The 21,008-nt window shown below is 42.9% G+C and carries 18 protein-coding genes and 1 pseudogene; 9 read left to right on the forward strand and 10 right to left on the reverse strand.

Annotated features, from left to right (window positions below):
- The 3 genes from ACESK1_RS04335 to ACESK1_RS04345 are packed head-to-tail and all read right to left on the reverse strand — an operon-like array spanning position 1 to position 1,906.
- Positions 1-597, reverse strand: a complete 597-nt coding sequence (locus ACESK1_RS04335) for a LemA family protein (RefSeq protein ID WP_372918280.1) — start codon at positions 595-597, stop codon at positions 1-3.
- Positions 598-599: 2 nt separating this feature from the next.
- The gene (locus tag ACESK1_RS04340; RefSeq protein ID WP_372918282.1) at positions 600-929 is read right to left on the reverse strand and encodes a MerR family transcriptional regulator; all 330 of its coding nucleotides are present in this window, start codon (positions 927-929) and stop codon (positions 600-602) included.
- Positions 929-1,906, reverse strand: coding sequence for a M23 family metallopeptidase (locus ACESK1_RS04345; RefSeq protein WP_372918284.1), 978 nt, complete (start codon positions 1,904-1,906; stop codon positions 929-931). The genes ACESK1_RS04340 and ACESK1_RS04345 overlap by 1 nt, the downstream gene beginning before the upstream one ends.
- 130 nt (positions 1,907-2,036) lie before the next feature.
- Here ACESK1_RS04345 and alaS point away from each other — a divergent pair, with 130 nt between their 5' ends.
- The 3 genes from alaS (at position 2,037) to ACESK1_RS04360 (ending at position 6,511) form a co-directional block, all read left to right on the forward strand.
- Positions 2,037-4,652: an alanine--tRNA ligase gene (alaS, locus tag ACESK1_RS04350; protein WP_372918286.1), complete on the forward strand. Its 2,616-nt coding sequence runs from the start codon at positions 2,037-2,039 to the stop codon at positions 4,650-4,652.
- Between the two features lie 23 nt (positions 4,653-4,675).
- A complete protein-coding gene (locus tag ACESK1_RS04355) occupies positions 4,676-5,611 on the forward strand; it encodes a GSCFA domain-containing protein (RefSeq protein WP_372918288.1) in 936 nt (311 codons plus the stop codon).
- Positions 5,612-5,896: 285 nt separating this feature from the next.
- Positions 5,897-6,511 (forward strand): DUF4230 domain-containing protein, encoded by a 615-nt coding sequence (locus tag ACESK1_RS04360; RefSeq protein WP_372918290.1) that lies wholly within the window; start codon positions 5,897-5,899, stop codon positions 6,509-6,511.
- Between the two features lies 1 nt (position 6,512).
- On the opposite strand, the gene ACESK1_RS04365 is transcribed toward ACESK1_RS04360, so the two are convergent.
- The 4 genes from ACESK1_RS04365 to ACESK1_RS04380 form a co-directional block, all read right to left on the reverse strand.
- Complete coding sequence (locus tag ACESK1_RS04365; RefSeq protein ID WP_372918292.1) at positions 6,513-8,270, reverse strand: aromatic amino acid hydroxylase; 1,758 nt, start codon at positions 8,268-8,270, stop codon at positions 6,513-6,515.
- A 126-nt stretch (positions 8,271-8,396) separates the two neighbouring features.
- Positions 8,397-8,939, reverse strand: a complete 543-nt coding sequence (locus ACESK1_RS04370) for a DUF4136 domain-containing protein (protein ID WP_372918294.1) — start codon at positions 8,937-8,939, stop codon at positions 8,397-8,399.
- A gap of 18 nt (positions 8,940-8,957) precedes the next feature.
- Complete coding sequence (locus ACESK1_RS04375; RefSeq protein ID WP_372918296.1) at positions 8,958-10,955, reverse strand: urocanate hydratase; 1,998 nt, start codon at positions 10,953-10,955, stop codon at positions 8,958-8,960.
- Positions 10,952-11,122 carry a DUF5522 domain-containing protein gene (locus ACESK1_RS04380; RefSeq protein ID WP_372918298.1) on the reverse strand — a complete coding sequence of 57 codons (171 nt, stop codon included), beginning with the start codon at positions 11,120-11,122 and terminating at the stop codon, positions 10,952-10,954. The genes ACESK1_RS04375 and ACESK1_RS04380 overlap by 4 nt, the downstream gene beginning before the upstream one ends.
- A gap of 32 nt (positions 11,123-11,154) precedes the next feature.
- On the opposite strand from ACESK1_RS04380, the gene ACESK1_RS04385 reads away from it, so the two are divergent.
- From ACESK1_RS04385 to hemL, 4 genes are read left to right on the forward strand one after another with little or no spacing between them, the layout of a single operon-like run.
- A complete protein-coding gene (locus ACESK1_RS04385) occupies positions 11,155-11,481 on the forward strand; it encodes a hypothetical protein (RefSeq protein ID WP_372918300.1) in 327 nt (108 codons plus the stop codon).
- Positions 11,482-11,514: 33 nt separating this feature from the next.
- Positions 11,515-12,450, forward strand: a complete 936-nt coding sequence (locus ACESK1_RS04390; RefSeq protein WP_372918302.1) for a 1-aminocyclopropane-1-carboxylate deaminase/D-cysteine desulfhydrase — start codon at positions 11,515-11,517, stop codon at positions 12,448-12,450.
- Positions 12,451-12,454: 4 nt separating this feature from the next.
- Positions 12,455-13,285: a glucosaminidase domain-containing protein gene (locus ACESK1_RS04395; RefSeq protein WP_372918304.1), complete on the forward strand. Its 831-nt coding sequence runs from the start codon at positions 12,455-12,457 to the stop codon at positions 13,283-13,285.
- A gap of 4 nt (positions 13,286-13,289) precedes the next feature.
- Positions 13,290-14,579 carry a glutamate-1-semialdehyde 2,1-aminomutase gene (gene hemL / locus ACESK1_RS04400; protein ID WP_372918306.1) on the forward strand — a complete coding sequence of 430 codons (1,290 nt, stop codon included), beginning with the start codon at positions 13,290-13,292 and terminating at the stop codon, positions 14,577-14,579.
- A gap of 96 nt (positions 14,580-14,675) precedes the next feature.
- Here the strand turns inward: hemL and ACESK1_RS04405 are convergent, their stop codons facing one another.
- On the reverse strand, positions 14,676-16,190 hold the full coding sequence (locus tag ACESK1_RS04405; protein ID WP_372918308.1) for a GH3 auxin-responsive promoter family protein: 1,515 nt from the start codon (positions 16,188-16,190) through the stop codon (positions 14,676-14,678).
- 113 nt (positions 16,191-16,303) lie between these two features.
- Between ACESK1_RS04405 and ACESK1_RS04410 the strand changes: the two genes are divergently transcribed.
- A complete protein-coding gene (locus tag ACESK1_RS04410) occupies positions 16,304-17,098 on the forward strand; it encodes a DUF2797 domain-containing protein (RefSeq protein WP_372918310.1) in 795 nt (264 codons plus the stop codon).
- 76 nt (positions 17,099-17,174) lie between these two features.
- On the opposite strand, the gene ACESK1_RS04415 is transcribed toward ACESK1_RS04410, so the two are convergent.
- Both ACESK1_RS04415 and ACESK1_RS04420 read right to left on the reverse strand, forming a co-directional pair.
- Complete coding sequence (locus ACESK1_RS04415) at positions 17,175-19,862, reverse strand: AsmA-like C-terminal region-containing protein (protein WP_372918312.1); 2,688 nt, start codon at positions 19,860-19,862, stop codon at positions 17,175-17,177.
- 86 nt (positions 19,863-19,948) lie between these two features.
- Positions 19,949-20,454: pseudogene (locus ACESK1_RS04420) on the reverse strand (queuosine precursor transporter); the annotation flags it as partial.
- A gap of 159 nt (positions 20,455-20,613) precedes the next feature.
- Here ACESK1_RS04420 and folK point away from each other — a divergent pair.
- Positions 20,614-21,008 (forward strand): 2-amino-4-hydroxy-6-hydroxymethyldihydropteridine diphosphokinase (gene folK / locus ACESK1_RS04425; RefSeq protein ID WP_372918314.1); only part of this gene is annotated, 395 nt, incomplete at its 3' end.

Below are 21,008 nucleotides of genomic sequence, written 5' to 3' on the forward strand. Positions count from 1 at the left end.
TTAAAAATCAAATTCAACATCTGGAACGTCCTCTGCTCCTGCATCTGCCTGGAAACGTTCTATCCTCTCAAAACCGAACATCCCCGCAAAAATATTATTCGGGAACACTCTGATATAAGTATTGTAATCGGCAACGGCTTCATTATACCTGTCCCGGGCAACATTGATCCTGTTCTCTGTTCCTTCCAACTGCGATTGTAATTGAAGGAAATTTTGGTTAGCCTTGATATCTGGATAACGCTCTACAGTTACCAGTAATCTCGATAAGGCCGAGCTTACTCCGCTCTGGGCTTGCTGAAATTGCTGGATCTGATCTGCACTAAGATTATCGGCATCTACATTGACAGAAGTGGCTCGGGAACGGGCCTCGATAACATCGGTAAGCGTTCCTCTTTCAAAATCGGCTGCACCTTCTACAGTTTGTACCAGGTTTCCAATTAGATCATTCCGGCGTTGGTAGGAGCTCTCTACATTGGCCCAGGCCATTTTGGCGTTTTCTTCTTTTTGTACAGCGGTGTTATTAACGCCCGCAGTAAAACTGTAGATTACAAAAACTACAATGGCAATAATAATTGCCGGGATAAGCCACTTTTTCATATTTACAATTGATTTTTAAGGTCGGTTAGTCTTGCTTTAATGCCTTCTAACTTACGAATTATTTCAAAGTTGTTGAGGGTTTTCTGTCTTTCTTCCTTCAAATGAATCTTTGCTCCCTCCAGGGTAAACCCTCTTTCTTTTACAAGGTGATAAATAAACTCCAGGTTTTTGATGTCTTCAGGAGTGAATTTCCGGTTCCCCTTGGCATTTTTCTTCGGTTTAATAACATCGAATTCCTTCTCCCAAAAACGGATAAGGGAAGTATTGACATTAAAGGCGGTTGCTACTTCACCAATACTGTAATATCTTTTATCGGGTAGGTTAAGATGCATTAATCCAGAGATTGGTTTTCCAATTGGGCCTTCTTCAAAACCTCGTCAAATTCTTCGGGGGAAAGATGGCCGTAATAGAAATTAATAGGATTTATTCTTCGGTCGTCTTTAAAGATCTCGTAATGGAGATGCGGCGCCTGCGATCTACCGGTACTACCTACATAGCCAATAATATCTCCGCGCATTACACGCTGCCCAACTCTTACATTATATTTATGAAGGTGGGCATACAAACTCGTGTACCCGTAGCCATGATCTATTCTAATATGATTTCCGTAACCAGTTGATCTGTTATCTGCCCGTGCTATCCTTCCATCTCCTGTCGCATAAATAGGGGTTCCCCGGGGAGCGGTAAAATCCATCCCGTAATGGAATTTTCTCACTTTGGTAAAAGGATCTGTTCTCCATCCATAACCCGAAGCGATCCTGCTGAGGTCTTCGTTCTTTACAGGTTGAATGGCAGGTACAGCAGATAATAATTCCTCTTTTTCCCTGGCCAGCTCGGCGATCTCATCTAAAGATTTAGACTGAACCACGATCTGTTTGGTAAGGATATCCATTCGCTTGTTGGTCTCTACGATCAATTTTGAGTTATCAAAACCTTCCAGGTCCCGGTACCGGTTTATACCGCCAAATCCTGCCCGGCGCTGTTCTTCGGGAATAGGATTGGCCTCGAAATACATTCTGTAAATATTGTTATCGCGGTCTTCTACATTGGCCAGTACATCCTGGATCTGGTCCATTTTTCTGTTCAGTAGTCCATACTGCAACTGCATATTATGAAGTTCCCGTTTTAATGCTTTTTCTTTAGGAGTTTCTATTTGTGGAATATTGAGATAAGCCACTAGAAGAAGAAATCCTGCCAGAAAAGTACCTAAAATACTAAGGAATATAATGCCTATGCGCCTGCCTTTGCGGCGTTCGATTTTTTTATAGGAAAGCGTTTCGCTATCGTAATAATATTTAACCTTCGACATGAGTCAAATTTATGCTATTTTTGCGACCAATAAGAGCAATTACCGTGCAAACTATAAAGGCTTAACGAGCAAATATAAAAATTGTTTCGACGCCGTCACAATTTTATAAAATTTAGAATAAAACGTTTTGATGAAATCTCAGGAAATACGCAGCCAATTCTTAGAATTTTTTAAATCGAAATCCCACCAGATAGTGCCTTCGGCGCCAATGGTGATAAAAGACGATCCCACGCTTATGTTTACCAATGCAGGGATGAACCAGTTCAAGGAATATTTCCTCGGAAATTCGGTGCCAAAATATACCCGGGTTACCGATACGCAGAAATGTCTTCGCGTAAGCGGAAAACATAACGATCTCGAAGAGGTAGGGATGGATACCTATCATCATACCATGTTTGAGATGCTGGGAAATTGGAGTTTCGGCGATTACTTCAAGGAAGAAGCCATAAACTGGGCCTGGGAGCTATTGACTGAAGTTTTTAAGATCAAAAAAGAGAATCTATATATTTCGGTTTTTGAAGGTAGTGAAGAGGATGGTCTTGGCCTGGATACCGAAGCCCTGGAGATCTGGAAGAAGATCGCCCCTGAAGAGCGGATTATCTACGGAAATAAAAAGGATAATTTCTGGGAGATGGGCGACCAGGGACCTTGCGGACCTTGTTCTGAAATTCATATCGATATCCGTTCTGAAGCCGATAAGGCCAAACAACCCGGCCGTGAGCTGGTAAATGAAGATCATCCGCAGGTTGTTGAGATATGGAACCTGGTTTTCATGCAATACAACAGAAAGGCCGATGGCTCCCTGGAAGAACTTCCGGCAAAACACATCGATACCGGGATGGGCTTTGAACGTCTTTGTATGGTTCTGCAGGGAAAACAATCCAACTACGATACCGATGTTTTTACTCCACTAATCCAGGAGTTAGAAAAGATCACCAATACCACTTACGGAAAGTCTGAAAAGGCCGATATCGCCATCAGGGTGATCGCTGATCACGTTCGTGCGGTTGCATTTTCCATTGCCGATGGCCAGTTGCCTTCTAATACCGGCGCAGGTTATGTTATACGCCGAATCTTAAGAAGAGCGATTCGATACGGCTTCACTTTTCTCGACACCAAAGAACCATTTATTTTCAAGCTGGTTTCAACATTGAGCAAACAGATGGGAGATGCTTTTCCTGAACTTGTTTCACAAAAGAAGCTTATCGAAAATGTGATCAGGGAAGAAGAAAATTCTTTCCTTCGTACACTTGACCAGGGCTTGGTTCGTCTCGAAAATATTATCGCTGAAACCGAAGGAAAAAAGGTGTCAGGGAAAAAAGCCTTTGAACTATACGACACTTTCGGATTCCCCATAGATCTAACTGCGCTTATCTTAAGGGAGCGCGGTTATGACCTTGACGAAAAAGAATTCGGAGAAGAATTAAAGCAACAAAAAGACCGCTCCCGTGCCGCCACTCAAATCACTGCCGGAGACTGGCAGGAACTTAACCCGGTAGCCGATGAAGCTTTTATAGGTTACGATGTGTTGGAAGCCGAAGTGCAGCTGGCAAAATACCGCAAGGTAGAAACAAAGAAACAGGGTGAGGTCTATCAGCTCGTGCTAACCGAAACTCCATTCTATCCTGAAGGCGGTGGCCAGGTGGGAGATAAAGGCTACCTGGAGGAAGCCGATGGAAATAAAATATCCATCTTCGATACCAAAAAGGAAAATAACCTTATCGTTCATTTTGCTAAAAAACTACCCCGGGATCCAAAGGGGAAATTAATGGCCGTGGTAGGTAAAACCCAGCGTGAGGAAACCGCCTCAAACCATTCCGCTACTCATTTGCTTCACCAGGCCTTACGCTATGTGCTGGGAACTCATGTGGAGCAAAAGGGGTCATTGGTTAAGAGTGATTATCTGCGTTTTGATTTCTCTCATTTCAGTAAAGTGACTAAAAAGGAACTGGAGCAGATAGAGGAATTTGTGAATAAACGGATAGCCGAAAGGATCGCCCTGAATGAACAACGTAACATCACTTTTCAGGAAGCACTAGACCAGGGCGCTATTGCACTTTTTGGTGAAAAATATGGTGAGTCTGTAAGGGCTATCCAATTTGGGGATTCTATGGAGCTTTGCGGAGGGATTCACGTGAAAAATACCGGGGATATCTGGTATTTCAAGATCACCTCTGAAGCTGCAGTTGCCAGCGGAATTAGAAGGATTGAAGCTATAACGGGCAATGCAGTTCGGGAATATTTCGCCGAACAAACCCATGTGCTGGATCAGATTAAAAGCGAACTTAAAAACGCTAAAGATCCGGTGAAAGCGGTGAGCAGCCTGCAGGAAGAGAATTCAGCTTTAAAAAAACAGGTTGAAGCCTTATCAAAAGATAAAGCGAAAAACCTTAAAACCGAATTAAAGGCTGAAATTGAAGAAATAAACGGAGTAAATTTCCTCGCCAAAATGGTTGATTTAGATGCCGGTGGTCTCAAAGACCTGGCTTATCAGCTGGGAGATGAGATGGAGAACCTTTTCCTACTCTTCGGAACAGAACAGGACGGCAAAGCCCTGCTTAGCTGTTATGTCTCAAAAAACCTGGTAAAGGAAAAAGAGCTAAACGCAGGCCAGATCGTAAGAGAACTCGGGAAATTCATTCAGGGTGGTGGAGGTGGCCAGCCGTTTTTCGCTACCGCGGGAGGTAAAAATCCTGGTGGACTTAACGATGCTTTGCAGCAAGCAAAATCTTATATTAAAGAATAAAAAAGCGCTTTAATCTAAACTCTATGGAATTCAGGACCAGAATCCCGATTAAGGAAGAACAACCCAAGATCGATTACGATTCCCGGGTTTTTCTTACCGGTTCCTGTTTTGTTGAGAACATAGGCGCTAAACTAGAATATTTTAAGCTACGGCAGCTTCAGAATCCTTTTGGTATTCTATTTCACCCCAAGGCCATTGAGACCTTCCTTGGCCGCGTGCTTTCGGGCTATCATTATTCTGAAAAGGATATTTTTTTTCATAATGAACGCTGGCATTGTTTTGAAGCACATTCCGCTTTGAGCAACCCTGATAAAGAGGGTATTCTTGAAAATCTGAATCAGAGGCTTGAGGAAACCAGGAAATTCCTGAAGGAGGCCAGTCATGTTGTGATCACTCTGGGTACTGCCTGGAACTATACTTTCCTTGAAAGCGGAAATCCGGTGGCTAACTGCCATAAAATTCCGCAGCGGGAATTTAAAAAAGAATTATCTTCTGGTGAGGCAATCACTGGAAATTTGGAAAAGATTTCAGCTCAACTTGAAAGTATTAATTCTCATTCAAAACCCATTTTTACTATATCACCAATCAGGCATCTCAGGGATGGCTTTGTAGAAAATCAGCATAGTAAATCCAATCTCATCAGTGCAGTGCATTCGGTTGGGAAGGGTACTTATTTTCCATCCTACGAAATCATGATGGATGAGCTTAGGGACTACCGTTTTTATGCTGAAGATATGCTGCATCCATCACCGGTTGCAATTGACTATATATGGAAAAGATTTACAGAAACCTGGTTCACAGAGGAAGCTATACTTACGCTGGCTGAGGTGGAAAACATACAAAAAGCCCTTGCCCACAGGCCTTTTAACGAAAATTCTGACGCGCACAGGAGCTTCCTTAAAAAGTTGGAAATCCGGAAATCAAATCTTCAGAAAAGATATTCTCACATAAGATTTTAATGATTTATTAACTCTTTTGAAACTTTAAAATCATCTTAATATCTGCCGAGTGTAATTTTATTTTGTAATTTTATATGAGAATTGAATATTCAGGAGTTTAAGTTAGTTTATAGGTTAAGCTCTGGAAATATAATTCGTTTTTCTAAAATTTGTTGGGGTAGATTTTAGAAGTTTTAACTTATGGACGGGTGGGGCCGTCCATAAGTTTTTTTTTAAAACCACCTAAACTTTCAATTTTGTGCTATCCGGCGAAAATAATCCCTTCTTCCTGTTAAATAAGGCTTTATGAGAAACTTTCTTATCGGTGCTGGTTTGGTGCTTCTTATTGTATTTGGAATAAGATATTGTGAAAATCGCGATGATGAGCGTGATCGCCTCGAAGCCAATACAAACCTGCTTCAGGAACAGATAAAAAATGTAGGGAAACTGGTAGTCACTGAAGGGACTTTCTCCCAGGTTTATAGTTATAATGATTCCCGAAAATTCTACCTCGATATCTTTTCCGCCCGGAAAAAGGCTTTGATTGTGGTTAACGCAAAAGCCACGGTTGCTTACGATTTGAGCAAACTGGAGACCGAGATAGATGAAGAAAATAAGATCGTGCGTATCCTTAGTATTCCTGAAGAAGAGATCACGATCAATCCCGAAATAAAATATTACGATGTCACCCAGGATTACCTGAACCAGTTTAAGGCCGAAGATCATAATAAGATCAGAAACCGGATTGAAGCTTCCATCCGGAAAAAGGTAGATGGCTCTACGCTAAAATCCAACGCGCAAAACCGGCTGATTAGTGAGCTGCAAAAGATTTACATCCTCACCAGCACTATGGGCTGGACCCTTGAATATAAAGACCAGCGCTTTTCTAACTCTGAAGATCTGGAAGAAATAAAACTCTAAACTACTTCATTACTAGTTTTTCGTCAATAAGTTCCAAACCGCCATCTATAAGATGGCTTATATCCGGACGTCTTATCTTGACTTTTTCCAAATTTTCTAAGGCTTCCCGGGCTAAAGCTTCATCCTTTCCAGCCGCCAATTCATATATTTCTATACTTAATAACCAATCGTTGAGATGGTGTTGAGTTAAAAGATCCAGCACAGCCTGTAAGGAGAATTTGGCATTTTTTCCGTCCCTTATGTTTCTTACAGAAGCATAAAGTTCTTCCAGTTCCTGCCGTTCCGGCGTTTTCTTGCTTTTAATTGTGGTGCTTGATGGGGTATGGGTTATAAGATCGAAAGACTCGGCATCGGCTGGGCCGGCAAAAGCTGAAATTATTTCTTTTCCTACCGCCATATCGAATTTTCCCCATTCGGGCTCGAACAGAATTTCCTCTCCGTTGGTCACGGTGCAGTTTTTAAAACTTATTAGAATTATTTTGCCTTGCAGGTTTCGGGTGCCGGTGATGATTTCTCCGGAAACCTTTATTCCCCCTTCAAATTCGAGTTCTATCTCCTCTCCTTCGTAAATATCGTAAGCCCTGAGGTCTCTGGGACTCATATCCTCAATACTCAGGTTGATACCTTTGAGACTTCCTATTGGTGAGCCAAAACCGTCGGGATGATTACTTGTCCCGTGACCTACCAATTCTTTTTCTCTGTGAGATAAGGCCGTTTTTCCGGTTGTTTGGATGTAAACGGGTTTCCCTTCAAATTCAATGACCCGTGAAAAATCTCCCGAGATTTGTAAACCGGTGCTGAGTTCTATAGTTCCGATATTTTTGGATTCAATTAATTTCTGTATCCCTGAAAGGCCACCCTGGCGAAGTGCCATCTTATTCGCAAACTCTTCCAGTACCGAACTTAAATGAGCAAAATCAGGAGTGACGTAAAGCTGTGGCTGAGGTTTGGTGATATCGAAGTCCTGTTTGCTGGCTTCTAGGGTGTACGGAATCTTCTTCACCTTATCGGTCATACACCAGGTGCTTTCGCCAATTGAAGAAAGCAAACCGGCTCCATAGATCTTTGGATCTTCGGGAGTGCCAATGAGGCCGTACTCAACGGTCCACCAATGCAGGTTTCTTATCTGGGCCATTTCACTCTGTTTCCCCATATTATTTTGCAATTCGTCTACTTTTTTCTCCGCGGCCTCAATCTCTTCCTGAGGAGTATCTTCGGCTTCTTTAATAATAGAAAGATGTCTTATCGCCTCATACATTTCGTAATCTTTTGCACTTGAAATTGCCTTGCATCCAATCTCCCCAAAACGCCTTAGATACTCGGCGTATTCTGGATTGGCGATAATAGGAGCGTGGCCGGCACCTTCATGAATAATATCAGGTGCAGGGGTATATTCTATATGTTCTAATTGGCGAATGTCACTGGCGATAACCAATACATTATAGGCCTGAAATTCCATAAATGCTGCAGGGGGGATAAATCCGTCCACGGCTACTGCTGCCCAGCCAATCTCTTTTAAGATACGGTTCATCCCGTACATATTGGGAATACTGTCTATGGAAATTCCTGTTTGCCGAAGACCCTCCAGGTAGGATTCGTGAGCCACCTTGCTGAGGTAACTTACATTTTTCCGCATCACATAACGCCATACCGCCTGGTTGATTGGGGTATAATCCTCATAATTCTGCGGTTTTATAAATTGCTGAAGATGGGCAGGAAGCCTGTCCAGAATTTCATTTGATTCAATTTTATCTAACATAATCGCAAGCCTTAATTTTGATCTAAATATAAAGAATTATGCCCGAAATTAAGAATAAGGCAACAGAAACCCCTGTAAATTAAAAATGCCCCTTTGGGAGGGGCATTTTTGTATATTTTAAATTTCCTACTGGTCGGCGCCTGGAGGATATTTTTCAAGGATCTTTTGTACTATTTCATTTATCCTTTCCTGTTTTTTATTCACTTCCCGGGCAAGAGCGGCGGTGCCCATTCCCTGCCATACCAGTTCTTTGTCTTCCGCATCAATAAGGTCTATATAAAGCGTTCCTTCGCTGGTGCGGTTTACGGTGTTATAACCTGAACCCCAGTACCAGGGATGCCATCCCCAGCCATATCCCCAGCCCATCATATTGTTCTGGTAGATGTTGATGTTCTCGTTGGTTTTGGTAAAAATGCTTACCAGCATATCAGGTTCATCTGATTTGGTGAATCCTTTAGCTTGCATTTCAGTCTCAATAGCTCTTAAAATACGCTTCTTGTCGAGATCTGAGATTTCAGCCTTATCGATTCCGGGCTTGAAAAAAGCGTAGGTTTGATAAGAATTAAAATCGGCCTCGCGATCGTAATCTGAAGCAACCCTAACGCTGCTACATGAGGTAAGAAAAACTGCAAGTAGCAGAATAACCGGAGTAATTTTTAAGAATCTCATAGGTGTTATTTTTTAGTTTTAGTCCAATAAGCGCGGATCCACCATATTCGGGATGCTAAGCTTTAAACGCGGTTCCATTTGCATGGCACGCTTTGCAGTGAAAACCGCCGCCTCATTTCTGGCCCAGCTTCGTCTTGCAATTCCGTTATTGACATCCCAGAAAAGCATAGATTTTAAGCGCTCTTCCGACTCCTTATTACCCTCAAGAATCATACCAAATCCACCATTAATAACCTCTCCCCAGCCTACACCACCACCATTGTGAATGCTTACCCAGGTGGCCCCTCTAAAGCTGTCTCCAATTACATTTTGAATGGCCATATCAGCCGTGAACTGGGACCCGTCGTAAATATTTGAAGTTTCCCTGTATGGAGAATCGGTTCCTGAAACATCGTGATGATCTCTTCCCAGGATCACAGGTCCTATTTCACCGCGGCCTATGGCATCGTTAAAGGCCCTGGCGATCTTAATTCTTCCCTCGGCATCGGCATAAAGGATTCTTGCCTGGGAACCTACTACCAATTTGTTTTCCCTGGCTCCCTGTATCCACTTAATATTGTCGGCCATTTGCTGCTGAATTTCCTTCGGGGAGTCCTTTTTTAGTTCTTCCAGGACTTCAGTGGCAATTTTATCGGTTTTATCAAGATCTTCTTCTTTTCCTGAAGCACAAACCCATCTAAAAGGTCCGAAACCAAAATCGAAACACATAGGTCCCATGATATCCTGAACATAACTGGAGTATCTAAAATCCCTGCCGTTTTTTGCAAAGATATTAGCGCCTGCACGCCCGGCCTCCAGTAGAAAGGCATTACCATAGTCAAAGAAATAGGTGCCGTTGGCCGTGTGTTTGTTAATGGCATTTACCTGCCTGCGCAAACTTTCCTGAACTTTCTTTTTGAATTTTTCCGGCTCATCGGCCATCATTTTGTTGGCCTCTTCAAAGCTAATCCCGGCAGGATAATAACCTCCGGCCCAGGGATTATGTAGGGAAGTTTGGTCACTGCCCAGATCGACATAGATATTCTCCTCATCAAAATGTTCCCAGACATCCACTATATTCCCCTGGTAGGCGATGGAAACCACTTCTTTGTCTTTTTTCGCCTGCTTCACTCTTGTGCTCAGTTCCTTAAGATCCTCGATTACTTCATCTACCCAACCCTGACTGTGACGGGTTTTTGTGGCTTTGGGATTTACTTCGGCACAAACTGTTATACATCCGGCGATATTTCCCGCCTTGGGCTGCGCGCCACTCATCCCTCCAAGCCCTGAGGTAACAAATAATTTTCCTTCCAGGCCTTCTCCTGAAGTGGATATTTTCCGGCCTGCATTTAAAACGGTTATGGTTGTGCCGTGTACAATTCCCTGTGGCCCTATGTACATGTAACTTCCTGCTGTCATTTGGCCGTATTGGGTTACACCTAGTGCATTGAATTTTTCCCAATCATCCGGTTTGGAATAATTAGGGATCATCATTCCGTTGGTTACTACTACTCTGGGAGCTTTTTTATGCGAGGGGAAAAGCCCCATCGGGTGGCCGCTGTACATGACTAAAGTTTGCTCATTATCCATTTCAGCCAGATATTTCATGGTAAGCAGGTACTGAGCCCAATTCTGAAAAACAGCCCCGTTTCCGCCATAGGTAATGAGTTCGTCTGGGTGTTGGGCTACTTTGGGATCCAGATTATTCTGGATCATCAACATGATCCCACGGGCCTGAGGAGTTCTTCCAGGGTATTCTTCAATAGAACGCGCGTACATCTCATAATCAGGTTGGAATCGGTACATATAGATGCGACCGTACTTTTCAAGTTCCTCCCTGAATTCAGGTATCAACTCCTCATGATGTTCAGGTTTGAAATACCTAAGGGCGTTTTGAAGGGCTAGCTTTTTTTCTTCTTTGCTAAGAATATCTTTGCGTTTAGGCGCATGATTTACATTGTGATTATAGATTTTCTTTGCCGGTAAAGTTTCGGGTATTCCTTGTAATATTTGCTCTTTGAAGCTAAGCTTTGTCATTGTTGTGTGTTGGTTTTCTTATTGTATCCGTAGGGACAGTGCCGGCAACCGCTTTCACAACAATAACCTCTTTTAAGATGATATTGCTCGGTAAAACATCGGTAGCCTTCCGGGGTGAGATAGTAATCTCCTTCCTCCAAGGGAATTCTTTTCTTTAAAAAACTCATATCACAAAAATACAATTTCTTATCTTGATTGCGTGATTCTGATAGTCAACAAATATCTGCTCGGGAAGCAGTTTAAAGGGGTGAGCATTTGGCCTTTTGTGATCCTTAAAAACAGGGAGCTTAAGGACGATCACTATTTCTTAAATCACGAAAAGATTCACCTAAGGCAACAGCTCGAACTTCTTGTGTTGCCTTTTTATCTCTGGTATTTAATAGAATATCTTTTCAGGCTTATTCAATACAAGGACACTTTTCTGGCTTATAAGAATATAAGCTTTGAGCGCGAAGCCTATACGCAGGAGATGAAAGACGATTACCTTAAGGAACGAAAATTCTGGGCCTTTTTGCAATTTTTATAGCGGTCCAAAAATAGATTTTGAGATATTTGCAGCATGCCGGAACCATTGCATTATAATATTCCAGTCTCTTCTGGAAATCAGTTTATTGCTGAATTTCCCGGGAACATATCTCTCTACCTGAAACGGGAAGATCTATTGCATCCGGAGGTCTCTGGTAACAAGTTCAGAAAAATAAAATATAACCTGAAGGAAGCGCTCCGCCTGAACAAAGAAACCTTGCTAACTTTCGGTGGCGCTTTCTCTAACCATATCACAGCCACCGCTGCTGCCGGAAAGATTGCCGGGATAAAAACCATCGGGGTGATTCGCGGAGAAGAGCTTGGAACAGATCTTTCAAAAACACTGGAAGCAAATTCCAGTCTAAAATTCGCCCACTCCTGCGGCATGCAACTTCATTTTGTAAGCCGGCAAGAATACCGGGAAAAAACAACCGCCACTTTTCAGCAAAAATTACGGGATGAATTTGGTGACTTTTATCTGCTCCCGGAAGGAGGTACAAATGATCTGGCTATAAAAGGCTGTATGGAAATTCTGGGACCCGACGATGAAGATTTCAATTATATCTGCTGTGCTGTTGGAACCGGAGGAACAATTTCGGGAATAATCAATATATCGGATATAGATCAACATATTTTGGGATTTCCGGCCCTGAAAGGTGATTTTCTTGCTGAAGAAATACGGAAATACAGTGATAAAAATAATTGGGAGCTTATACTAAACTATCATTTTGGTGGTTATGCTAAGGTGAATTCGGAATTAATTGATTTTATTATTAAATTCAAAAAAAAATATCAAATTCAGCTTGACCCTATATATACTGGAAAATTAGTTTTTGGTATTTTTGACCAGATAAAAAGAGGGAAATTCCCTGCCGGGTCTAAGATCCTTGCTATTCATACAGGCGGACTCCAGGGAATAGACGGTATTAATAATGTCTTACGAAAAAAGAATCTGCCCTTAATCAACTAACAAGATGAGGATAAAATACATACTTTTATTGGTTTTTGCTGCGGTTTTTGTCGTGTCCTGCGGGAGTAAGAAAAAAGTGGTTACCAAAAAGAAAAATGATTCCGGGACCCGGATAATCCCACCGGAACCTCGTCCTTTAGAAAATGAAGAACCAAGGGTTCTTAAGATAGAAACCCTTGAACCCTCACCCCGGCGTTATAGCGTAGAAGATTATATCAAGGATTTTTCAGGTATCGCCCAGGAGGAAATGCGACTGTATAATATTCCTGCCAGTATTACTCTTGCCCAGGGAATATTGGAATCGGGGGCTGGCCAGGGTGATCTCTCCCGGCGTGCCAATAATCATTTCGGTATAAAATGTCACGAATGGGACGGGCCCAGAGTGTATCATGATGATGATGCCCGTGGAGAATGTTTCAGAAAATATAAAGACGCCCGGTATTCCTATAGGGATCATTCGCTGTTTCTTACGGAAAGAGTTCGCTATGCCGAATTGTTCGAGTTAAGTACCGATGATTATAAGGCCTGGGCCCGCGGACTCCGAAAGGCCGGATATGCAACCGATAGAAAATACCCTCAAAAGTTAATCGGCATTATTGAGCGTTACGAATTATATCGTTATGACGCCGATGTCCTGAAAAGACCTTCCCCTAGTTATACCCATAATCCTGAACCCTCAGAACTAACTTACCGTGTGGAAAAAGGGGATACCCTTTACGGAATCGCGAAACGTTATAATATTTCAGTGGAAGATTTACAACGTTACAACGACCTAAAAGACGAAAGCCTTGCCGTAGGCCAGATCTTATATATTATTTCATCTTCAGAATATTAAAAATATGATTTATAAAAGAAGCAGCGAGCTCTTCGCTGCGGCACAAAAAGTAATTCCCGGTGGAGTTAACTCTCCTGTACGCGCTTTTAAAGCGGTGGGAGGTGACCCGATTTTCATTAAAAAGGCAGAAGGCGCCTATCTTTATGATGAAGACGGAAATAAACTTATAGATTACATAAATTCCTGGGGACCACTTATCCTCGGGCATGCTCATAAACCTGTAGTGGATGCTGTAGTAGAAAAAGCAAAAAGCGGAACTTCCTTTGGTACACCTACGGAAATCGAGACCAAAATTGCAGAACTGGCTGTAAAGATGGTGCCTAATATCGATAAGATAAGGTTTGTGAATTCAGGAACTGAGGCAACGATGAGTGCCGTGCGTCTGGCCCGTGGTTTCACCGGGAAAGAAAAGATCATCAAATTTGCCGGTTGCTACCACGGCCATAGCGATTCCTTCCTTATTCAGGCAGGGAGTGGCGCGGTCACCTTTGGAACACCAAACAGCCCAGGGGTAACTCAGGGCACTGCAAAAGATACTTTGCTGGCCAGTTATAACGACCTGGAGAATGTTAAGGACGTGATTGAAGCTAATAAAGATGAGATCGCCTGCCTTATCATTGAACCCGTACCCGGAAATATGGGATGTATCCCGCCAAAAGACGGTTTCCTGCGAGGATTAAGGAATTTATGTGATGCCAATGATATTTTACTGATTTTTGACGAGGTGATGAGTGGATTCAGACTTGCACCCGGTGGAGTTCAGGAACGACTCGGGGTTAAAGCCGATATCCTTTGCTTCGGAAAAGTGATTGGTGGAGGACTTCCGGTGGGAGCTTTTGCCGCCCGAAACGAAATTATGGATTACCTGGCACCGGTAGGCCCGGTTTACCAGGCGGGAACCCTGAGCGGGAATCCATTAGCCATGGCTGCAGGCCTTGCTATGCTTACCGAACTGGATCAAAACCGGGAGATATTTCAGAGTATCGATAAGAAAACCGAATATCTGCACAGGGGAATTGAAAAAGCACTGAAAGCCAACAATGTGCCTCATACCATTAACCGTATGGGCTCTATGATCTCGGTGCATTTCGGGGACGAACCAGTTTTTGATTTCGAATCAGCCGCCAAATCGGCTGCAAACGGGACCTTCAATAAATTCTTCCACGGCCTGCTGGAAAACGGAATATATATCGCACCAAGTGCTTTTGAAACCTGGTTTATCAGCGAGGCGCTTTCCTATGAAGATTTGGATAAGACCATTGAAGCGGTGGAAAAGGTTTCCAAAGACCTGTAGGTTTGAGGTTTATTTAGCAAACGCTTCTGTAAATATAAAATGCCCCCGAAAGGAGTTTGACCTTTCGGGGGCATTTTTTTATACGCTTTGTTTTTGTTAGCTATTCATTTCCAGTAATTCCTCGACATAATCTCTGGAATTGGAAAGTCTGGGAACCTTATGTTGTCCGCCGAGCTTGCCGTTCTTCTTCAGCCAGTCATAAAATAGTTTTTCCCTGGCTTGGTGAACCCTGGGCATATTCAGGGTCATATTGTTGTAACGTTTTGCTTCATAGTCGCTGTTTACAGTTTGTAAGGCCTTATCCAGTTCGGTTGTGAATTGCTCGAAATCGCTGGGCTGATTTTTGAACTCAATGATCCATTCGTGAGCGCCTTTTTCCCGTCCTTCCATAAATATTGGCGCCACGGTATAATCTACGATCTCGCAGTTGGTAACCAGGGAAACCTTTTTGAGAGCTTCTTCAGCGTTTTCTATGATGAGTTCTTCCCCAAAGACATTGATGTGATGTTTAGTCCTCCCGGAAACCTTAATCCGGTATGGGTTGATGGAAGTAAACCTAACGGTATCTCCAATCTTGTAACGCCAGAGTCCGGCGTTGGTAGTGATGACAACTGCATAATTTTTTCCGGTCTCTACCTCTGAAAGTGGGATTACTTTTTCACTCTCGCTGCCGTAGGTGTCCATGGTGATAAATTCATAGAATATTCCGTAATCCAGCATCAGGAGTAATTCTTTGGAGTCGTTTTGATCCTGGCAGGCAAAGAAACCTTCCGAAGCATTATAGATCTCATAATACCTGAAGTCTTCTTTCGGCAGGATCTTGTTGTATTGCGGTCCGTAAGGTTCAAAGCTCACCCCTCCGTGGAAATATACTTCCAGACTGGGCCAAACTTCAAAAAGATTTTCCTTGCCGGTAGCCTCCAGTATATTGTTGAGCAAGACGAGCATCCAGCTGGGAACTCCGGCCAGACTCGTTACCCTTTCGCTTTTGGTTTCCTTAACTATAGCGGGCATTTTTAACTCCCAGTCATGCATGAGGGAAACATCGTTGCTGGGAGTACTGCTGTATTCTGCCCAAAATGGCATGTTGTCTATAAGAATAGCCGAAAGATCGCCGTAAGAAGTACCATTGCTGCGGTAAATTTCCTTGCTTCCTCCCAGGCGCAGACTCTTCCCGGTAAACAACTGAGACTGCGGATTGTTGTTGAGATACATACATAGCAAATCTTTTCCCGCATTATAATGGCAAAGCTCCAGGGAATCTTCACTCACCGGGATAAATTTGCTTTTAGCATTGGTGGTTCCGCTGGATTTGGCAAACCACTTGATAGGAGTAGGCCAGAAGAGGTTCGTTTCTCCCTGCCGGCTGCGTTCTATACAATCCTGGTAGTCTTCATATTGCTGAATGGGCAATCGGCTCGCAAAGTCGGTATATGATTTCATGCTGCTGAAATCATACTTTCGACCAATTTCGGTATTTTTAGCTTTGAAAATAAGATTTTTAAGGAGTTCTGCCTGAACTTCGTTGGGGTATTTTATAAATAACTCCATCTGGTGAATACGCTTCTTGAGAAACCACGAAGCCACGGAGTTTACTAATGGGATTGGCATTATTTCTTTATATCTTTATACGCTGAACAATGCTTCAGCGGGTATTGCCGGTTAAAATTAGTTTAAACTTGGAAGCCTGCAAATCAACTTCGGTTAAAAATACAGAAAATTATATGAGATACGAAGGAGTGCTTACAAAAATGAGAACTGAGATCACCGATAAGGTACAGTATTACCTCATTTTTGAAAGCGATTTCATCAATATGAATCAGCTTCTCGGGAAGACTTTAAGCATTAATTTCCTGAGGTTTCAATGTCTGAATTGTAGCCTGCAGAAAAAGATCTTTCGCCAGGGATATTGTTACGATTGTTTTAATTCAATTCCGCAGGCAGGTGATTGGGTGATTAGCCCCGAGCTTAGCAAAGCTCATCTCGACGAAGAAGACCGTGACCTGGAATTTGAAAAGCGGGCGCAATTGCAGCCTCACGTGGTTTACCTCGCTAACTCCAGCGATGTGAAAGTAGGAGTAACCCGTAGGTCTCAAATCCCAACAAGATGGATAGACCAGGGGGCTCATGAGGCCATTGAGATCGTGGAAGTTCCCAACCGTTACCTCGCCGGAATCACAGAAGTCGCCTTAAAAAGCCATGTTTCCGATAAGACCAACTGGCGCAAAATGCTCACCAACGATGTGTTGGACCTAAACCTGGCGGAGATCCGTGAAAACCTGAAACAATATATCCCTGAAGAAGCCCGGGAATACTATCTGGCCAATAATAAAGAAACTGAAATTGAATTTCCGGTACTGGAGTTTCCCAAAAAAATAAAGACCCTGAACCTGGGAAAAACCCCGTTTTACGAAGGTGTTCTTAAAGGTATCAAAGGCCAGTACCTGCTCTTTGAAGACGGTACAGTATTTAATGTTCGCGGCCATGAAGGCTTTGTGGTAGAGCTGCAGGTGAAATAGACTTAAAATAAAGCACACAAACAAACAGGCCGGCAATTTAATGCCGGCCTGTTCCTTATAGTTCAATATTCAGTAACTACTGCTGATTAGTAGTGTCCTTTTTTGTTTCCTTTTTCTTAAGGATTCCTCCAAGGATTTCTCTTGCGGCATCTTTCACCTGTTGTTCCTGGGTGTCCGTGGTATCCCTGGTTCTGGGGGTTTGAGTAGTAGTGTCCGTGGTATCACCGGTAGCCGTAGTGTCGGTTTCCTCTTGCTGTCCGGTTCTTCCACTTATTACGTCCCTTATTGCCTCTTCTCCCCGTTGTCTTAGGTTATCCTTTTGTTTTTCTACGATGCGTTGGGTTAACTGGCTAACGGCCTGTTCCATATTGATATTTATCTGCGGATTCTGGAACGTACCCTTCAAACCAACCGGTAATGCTACCACCATATCGCGAAGTTCTTCCCCGCTTAAACTGCTCAGGCTTTGGCTGATTTGATTGCCAAGTAACTGGGCCGGAATATCCAGGTTGAGGTTATAGTTCATGCTCATATCAAATCCGTGACTTCCATCAACCCTCACGTTTATCCCTTTAATATCAAAATCGAATGGTCGTATTTCAACCATTCCGTCTTTAAAGGTTAGATAAGTTTTCAATTGACTCAGGTCAATATTGTCCAGGTCTATGAATTCCAATTGCTGGTCCAACCTGGAAAGCAGGGGTAATTTTTCAGGATCAACATCGGCGGTGAGGATCTCGGCCAGGGCATTTCCGGCAATTGTTTGTAACTGCGGGGTGAGATCGTCGTATAGATTTCCCTTCAGTTCCAAATTGGTTTGCAGCTTACCTTCCAGGGCCTGGGCTACCGGCGCCAAGGCCTGTAACATTTCAAGGCTGGCAAAAGATTCGGCGATATTAAGTGCATTTAAATCAAGATCCATCTCGAAGGTAGGCGTAGCCTCTCTGGTGGAAACATTTCCGTTAAGGGCAATTGTTCCGTCAAAGATTTCCGTAGAAATATTTTGTAGGGTGGCGGTTTCATTTCTTAAAATGATATTTCCTTTAGCGTTTTTCAACTCGAGGTCGTCATAGATAAGCGTGCCTATATTGAAGGCAAGCTCGGTATCCAGAAATGAAGGTATCTTCACAGCTTCTCTGCCGGTCTGAATCTTCTGCGTCTTTTTAGCTGAAGTTTCAGGATCTTCGGTTTGCACCTCTTCGGTCTCTGCCACCACAAAATCGTTGATAGCAAAGGTATTCGAGTTTACCCTGAAATTACCCTTAAGGTTTTGCTCGGTAAAAAGAAAGCCCATTAAATTCTGAATCTCTCCCGAAGCCGTTAGGTCGGTGCGGCCGGTTGTGAGCTTCAGTTCAGGTACATTTACATTTCCCTGGTTAAAGTTCATATTGGCATTAGCGATCTTCACTTCGTTGGGGATTTCAGGAGATTTATAACTAAAGTTCCTGATATTGGCGGTACCCTGACTGTTCACATTCTCATACTGTTCTTTTTCTATGGAATTCATATCGAATTGAGTGGTTAGGTCGGCTGTGAGGATCCCGTTTAGATCCTGCTCCAGTTCCAGGGGATAAGCCTGCTCAAGACTGGCAAGATTTATCGTTCCTTTCAGTGCCATATCTACCAGCATATTGCCCATCAGGTTTTTTATACTTCCATTTGTGCTGAACCTGTCCTGGTCTATCCTAAAGGTTACATCATCAAAGGTGAGGAAGGTATCGTCTACAAGGCCGGTTTCATTCATCACCTTCAGGTCTATATTGATATCGTCTACGCTCTTTGGCAGGTCGGGATATTTAAACCTCGCATTGCTGGATTGTGCCCTGATATCGATTTTTGGAATATAGGTGTCATCCACAATACCATTTATCCTTCCGTTTACTACAAAATCCCCTGAGGTTTCTACATCTTCAATATTTTTTGCATAGGTTTCCGGGATCACTGCCAGGAAGTTTTTAAAGTCTGAAGAAGGAGTCTGGAAACTGATGTCCATCTCGTTATTGTCTTCGTTCACCTGCACCCAGCCTTCAAAACTTAGCGGCAGCTGATTCACGGTGGCTTCATTTTCCAGGAATGTATACCGCATATTCTCCAGGTCCATTTGAATTATGGCATCCAGGGCAACCTTATTGCGGTTTAAATAATTAACCCCGTCATAATCCAGGGAAACTAAGGCATCAGATTTAGTGTCCAGCTCACTCTCAGCAAGAGAAAAATCACCGGTTCCTTCGTGATTTAAGTCTTCAATATCCATCAACAGGTTTTGACCTTCATCCCAGTATTTGATGCGGCTGTTATTGATCTCGTAATGTTGCAGGTCAAAGCTAAAACCCGCCGTGGAATCCCCGGGGCTGGTGGTTTCTTCAATAGCGATATCGTAATTATTATTACCCAGGGAATCTACCAGGATGTTGATGTAGCCCTCATTTAGTTTAAGCTGATTCAGACGTTTGGCCTCTCCACTGCCTTTGAATAATTCGTTAATAGACATTTCCAGCAGTAATTCTTCTCCTAAGGCAAGCGTGTCGCCCTCAAAAGGTTCGTTGTTGATCACGCTGATATCTTTGATCACAACCGTGGCCTGGGGAAAACTCCGCAGCAGGCTGAGGTTGATGTCAGAGAATTCCACCTGTGCATCAACATTCTGGTTAATGGTCTTTTTCACGTAATCCTTGATCTGTGCCTCGAATACAAAAGGCGCGGCGATAAGGATCACCAGGAGAACCAAAATGACTATCCCGATTATTTTGAATACTTTTTTCATATATAGCTATTTATCAATACTAAAATTCTAATTCTTTAAATTCTTCTCCCTACAAATCGTTTTCTCAGTAAATATACCGAAGCCTAAAGCAAGGCTGTGTCCAGCGAGGCTACAATGACCTTAAAAAGGAAACAGCTAAGGAGCAGGGCGCCAAAGAGTTTCCATTCGATCTTTCCAAAGCTACTTAGCAAAAACAGGACCGCAAACGTATCTACAAACTGAAACAGGAAAGTCGAAAACTTATTCCGAAGCCATAAATGATTGCCTTTGGTCAACCGCTTCCAGAAATGGAAGAAATTAATCTTTATATACTGTGCCGGCAGGTAGGCGATCATTCACGCCGGAACTGCGATTGCTTTGCCTCAAAAAACTTTACTGAAAAGCGCGTCGTCAATAGGAAACCACCCGTTGGCATGCACTGCATGCATAGATTATCAGTAATGAAAAGAACGAACAAAAACACCTCTAATCACTACCCGGTTTGCCTTCCCGTATACCTCAATGATGATATCGTTGATAAGGAGGTGAGGACCAGGGGCAGAATTCCTACAGAGATCTCAAATGTGTACAACCCGAAAAAATCCCAGTAATATCAAATAAATATACTGGGGTGCAAGCCTGTCTTTCAGGTTAAGTTCAGCCAAATTTTTTTGTTAAGTCTTCTAACAAATTTACGGGTATGTGGTTTTGTTTTGCTTAATTTGCTGTGAAATTTACAGCAAAACCCTTATTAAATTTTTCTTAATTCAGTTTGAAATCCCCTAAGTTAGTATATATAGCGCTGGGAAGCAATCTTGGCGACCGTTTAGGCCTGCTTCAACAGGCGGTAAACAGAATTTATGAAGAGATTGGTGACGTTCACCAGATCTCGAAAGTTTACCGAACTCCCGCCTGGGGTTTTGAAGGGGATGACTTTCTTAATGCCTGCATCGCTGTTTCTACCCGTTTTTCGGCCAAAAAAGTGCTGAAAAAACTGCTAAAAATTGAAACCGAAGCAGGGAGATTGCGTAGTGATTCCAAAGACTTCCATAGCCGTAGTTTAGACCTGGATATCCTGATGATGGAAGAGGAGATCATCAATTCTGAAGATCTTATCCTGCCGCATCCTCATATGCAAAAGCGGCGTTTCGTTTTGCAGCCGCTGGC

It is taken from the genome of Salegentibacter sp. (genome assembly GCF_041642575.1).
Lineage (GTDB): Bacteria > Bacteroidota > Bacteroidia > Flavobacteriales > Flavobacteriaceae > Salegentibacter.

Excerpts from the sequence above, each read along its gene's own strand:
- ACESK1_RS04365 (WP_372918292.1), bottom strand. The coding sequence starts at position 8,270 with ATGTTAGATAAAATTGAATCAAATGAAATTCTGGACAGGCTTCCTGCC.
- hemL (WP_372918306.1), top strand. The coding sequence starts at position 13,290 with ATGATTTATAAAAGAAGCAGCGAGCTCTTCGCTGCGGCACAAAAAGTA.
- ACESK1_RS04395 (WP_372918304.1), top strand. The coding sequence starts at position 12,455 with ATGAGGATAAAATACATACTTTTATTGGTTTTTGCTGCGGTTTTTGTC.
- alaS (WP_372918286.1), top strand. The coding sequence starts at position 2,037 with ATGAAATCTCAGGAAATACGCAGCCAATTCTTAGAATTTTTTAAATCG.
- ACESK1_RS04375 (WP_372918296.1), bottom strand. The coding sequence starts at position 10,955 with ATGACAAAGCTTAGCTTCAAAGAGCAAATATTACAAGGAATACCCGAA.
- ACESK1_RS04335 (WP_372918280.1), bottom strand. The coding sequence starts at position 597 with ATGAAAAAGTGGCTTATCCCGGCAATTATTATTGCCATTGTAGTTTTT.
- ACESK1_RS04340 (WP_372918282.1), bottom strand. The coding sequence starts at position 929 with ATGCATCTTAACCTACCCGATAAAAGATATTACAGTATTGGTGAAGTA.
- ACESK1_RS04390 (WP_372918302.1), top strand. The coding sequence starts at position 11,515 with ATGCCGGAACCATTGCATTATAATATTCCAGTCTCTTCTGGAAATCAG.
- ACESK1_RS04380 (WP_372918298.1), bottom strand. The coding sequence starts at position 11,122 with ATGAGTTTTTTAAAGAAAAGAATTCCCTTGGAGGAAGGAGATTACTAT.
- ACESK1_RS04360 (WP_372918290.1), top strand. The coding sequence starts at position 5,897 with ATGAGAAACTTTCTTATCGGTGCTGGTTTGGTGCTTCTTATTGTATTT.
- ACESK1_RS04415 (WP_372918312.1), bottom strand. The coding sequence starts at position 19,862 with ATGAAAAAAGTATTCAAAATAATCGGGATAGTCATTTTGGTTCTCCTG.
- ACESK1_RS04405 (WP_372918308.1), bottom strand. The coding sequence starts at position 16,190 with ATGCCAATCCCATTAGTAAACTCCGTGGCTTCGTGGTTTCTCAAGAAG.
- ACESK1_RS04410 (WP_372918310.1), top strand. The coding sequence starts at position 16,304 with ATGAGATACGAAGGAGTGCTTACAAAAATGAGAACTGAGATCACCGAT.
- ACESK1_RS04345 (WP_372918284.1), bottom strand. The coding sequence starts at position 1,906 with ATGTCGAAGGTTAAATATTATTACGATAGCGAAACGCTTTCCTATAAA.
- ACESK1_RS04370 (WP_372918294.1), bottom strand. The coding sequence starts at position 8,939 with ATGAGATTCTTAAAAATTACTCCGGTTATTCTGCTACTTGCAGTTTTT.
- ACESK1_RS04355 (WP_372918288.1), top strand. The coding sequence starts at position 4,676 with ATGGAATTCAGGACCAGAATCCCGATTAAGGAAGAACAACCCAAGATC.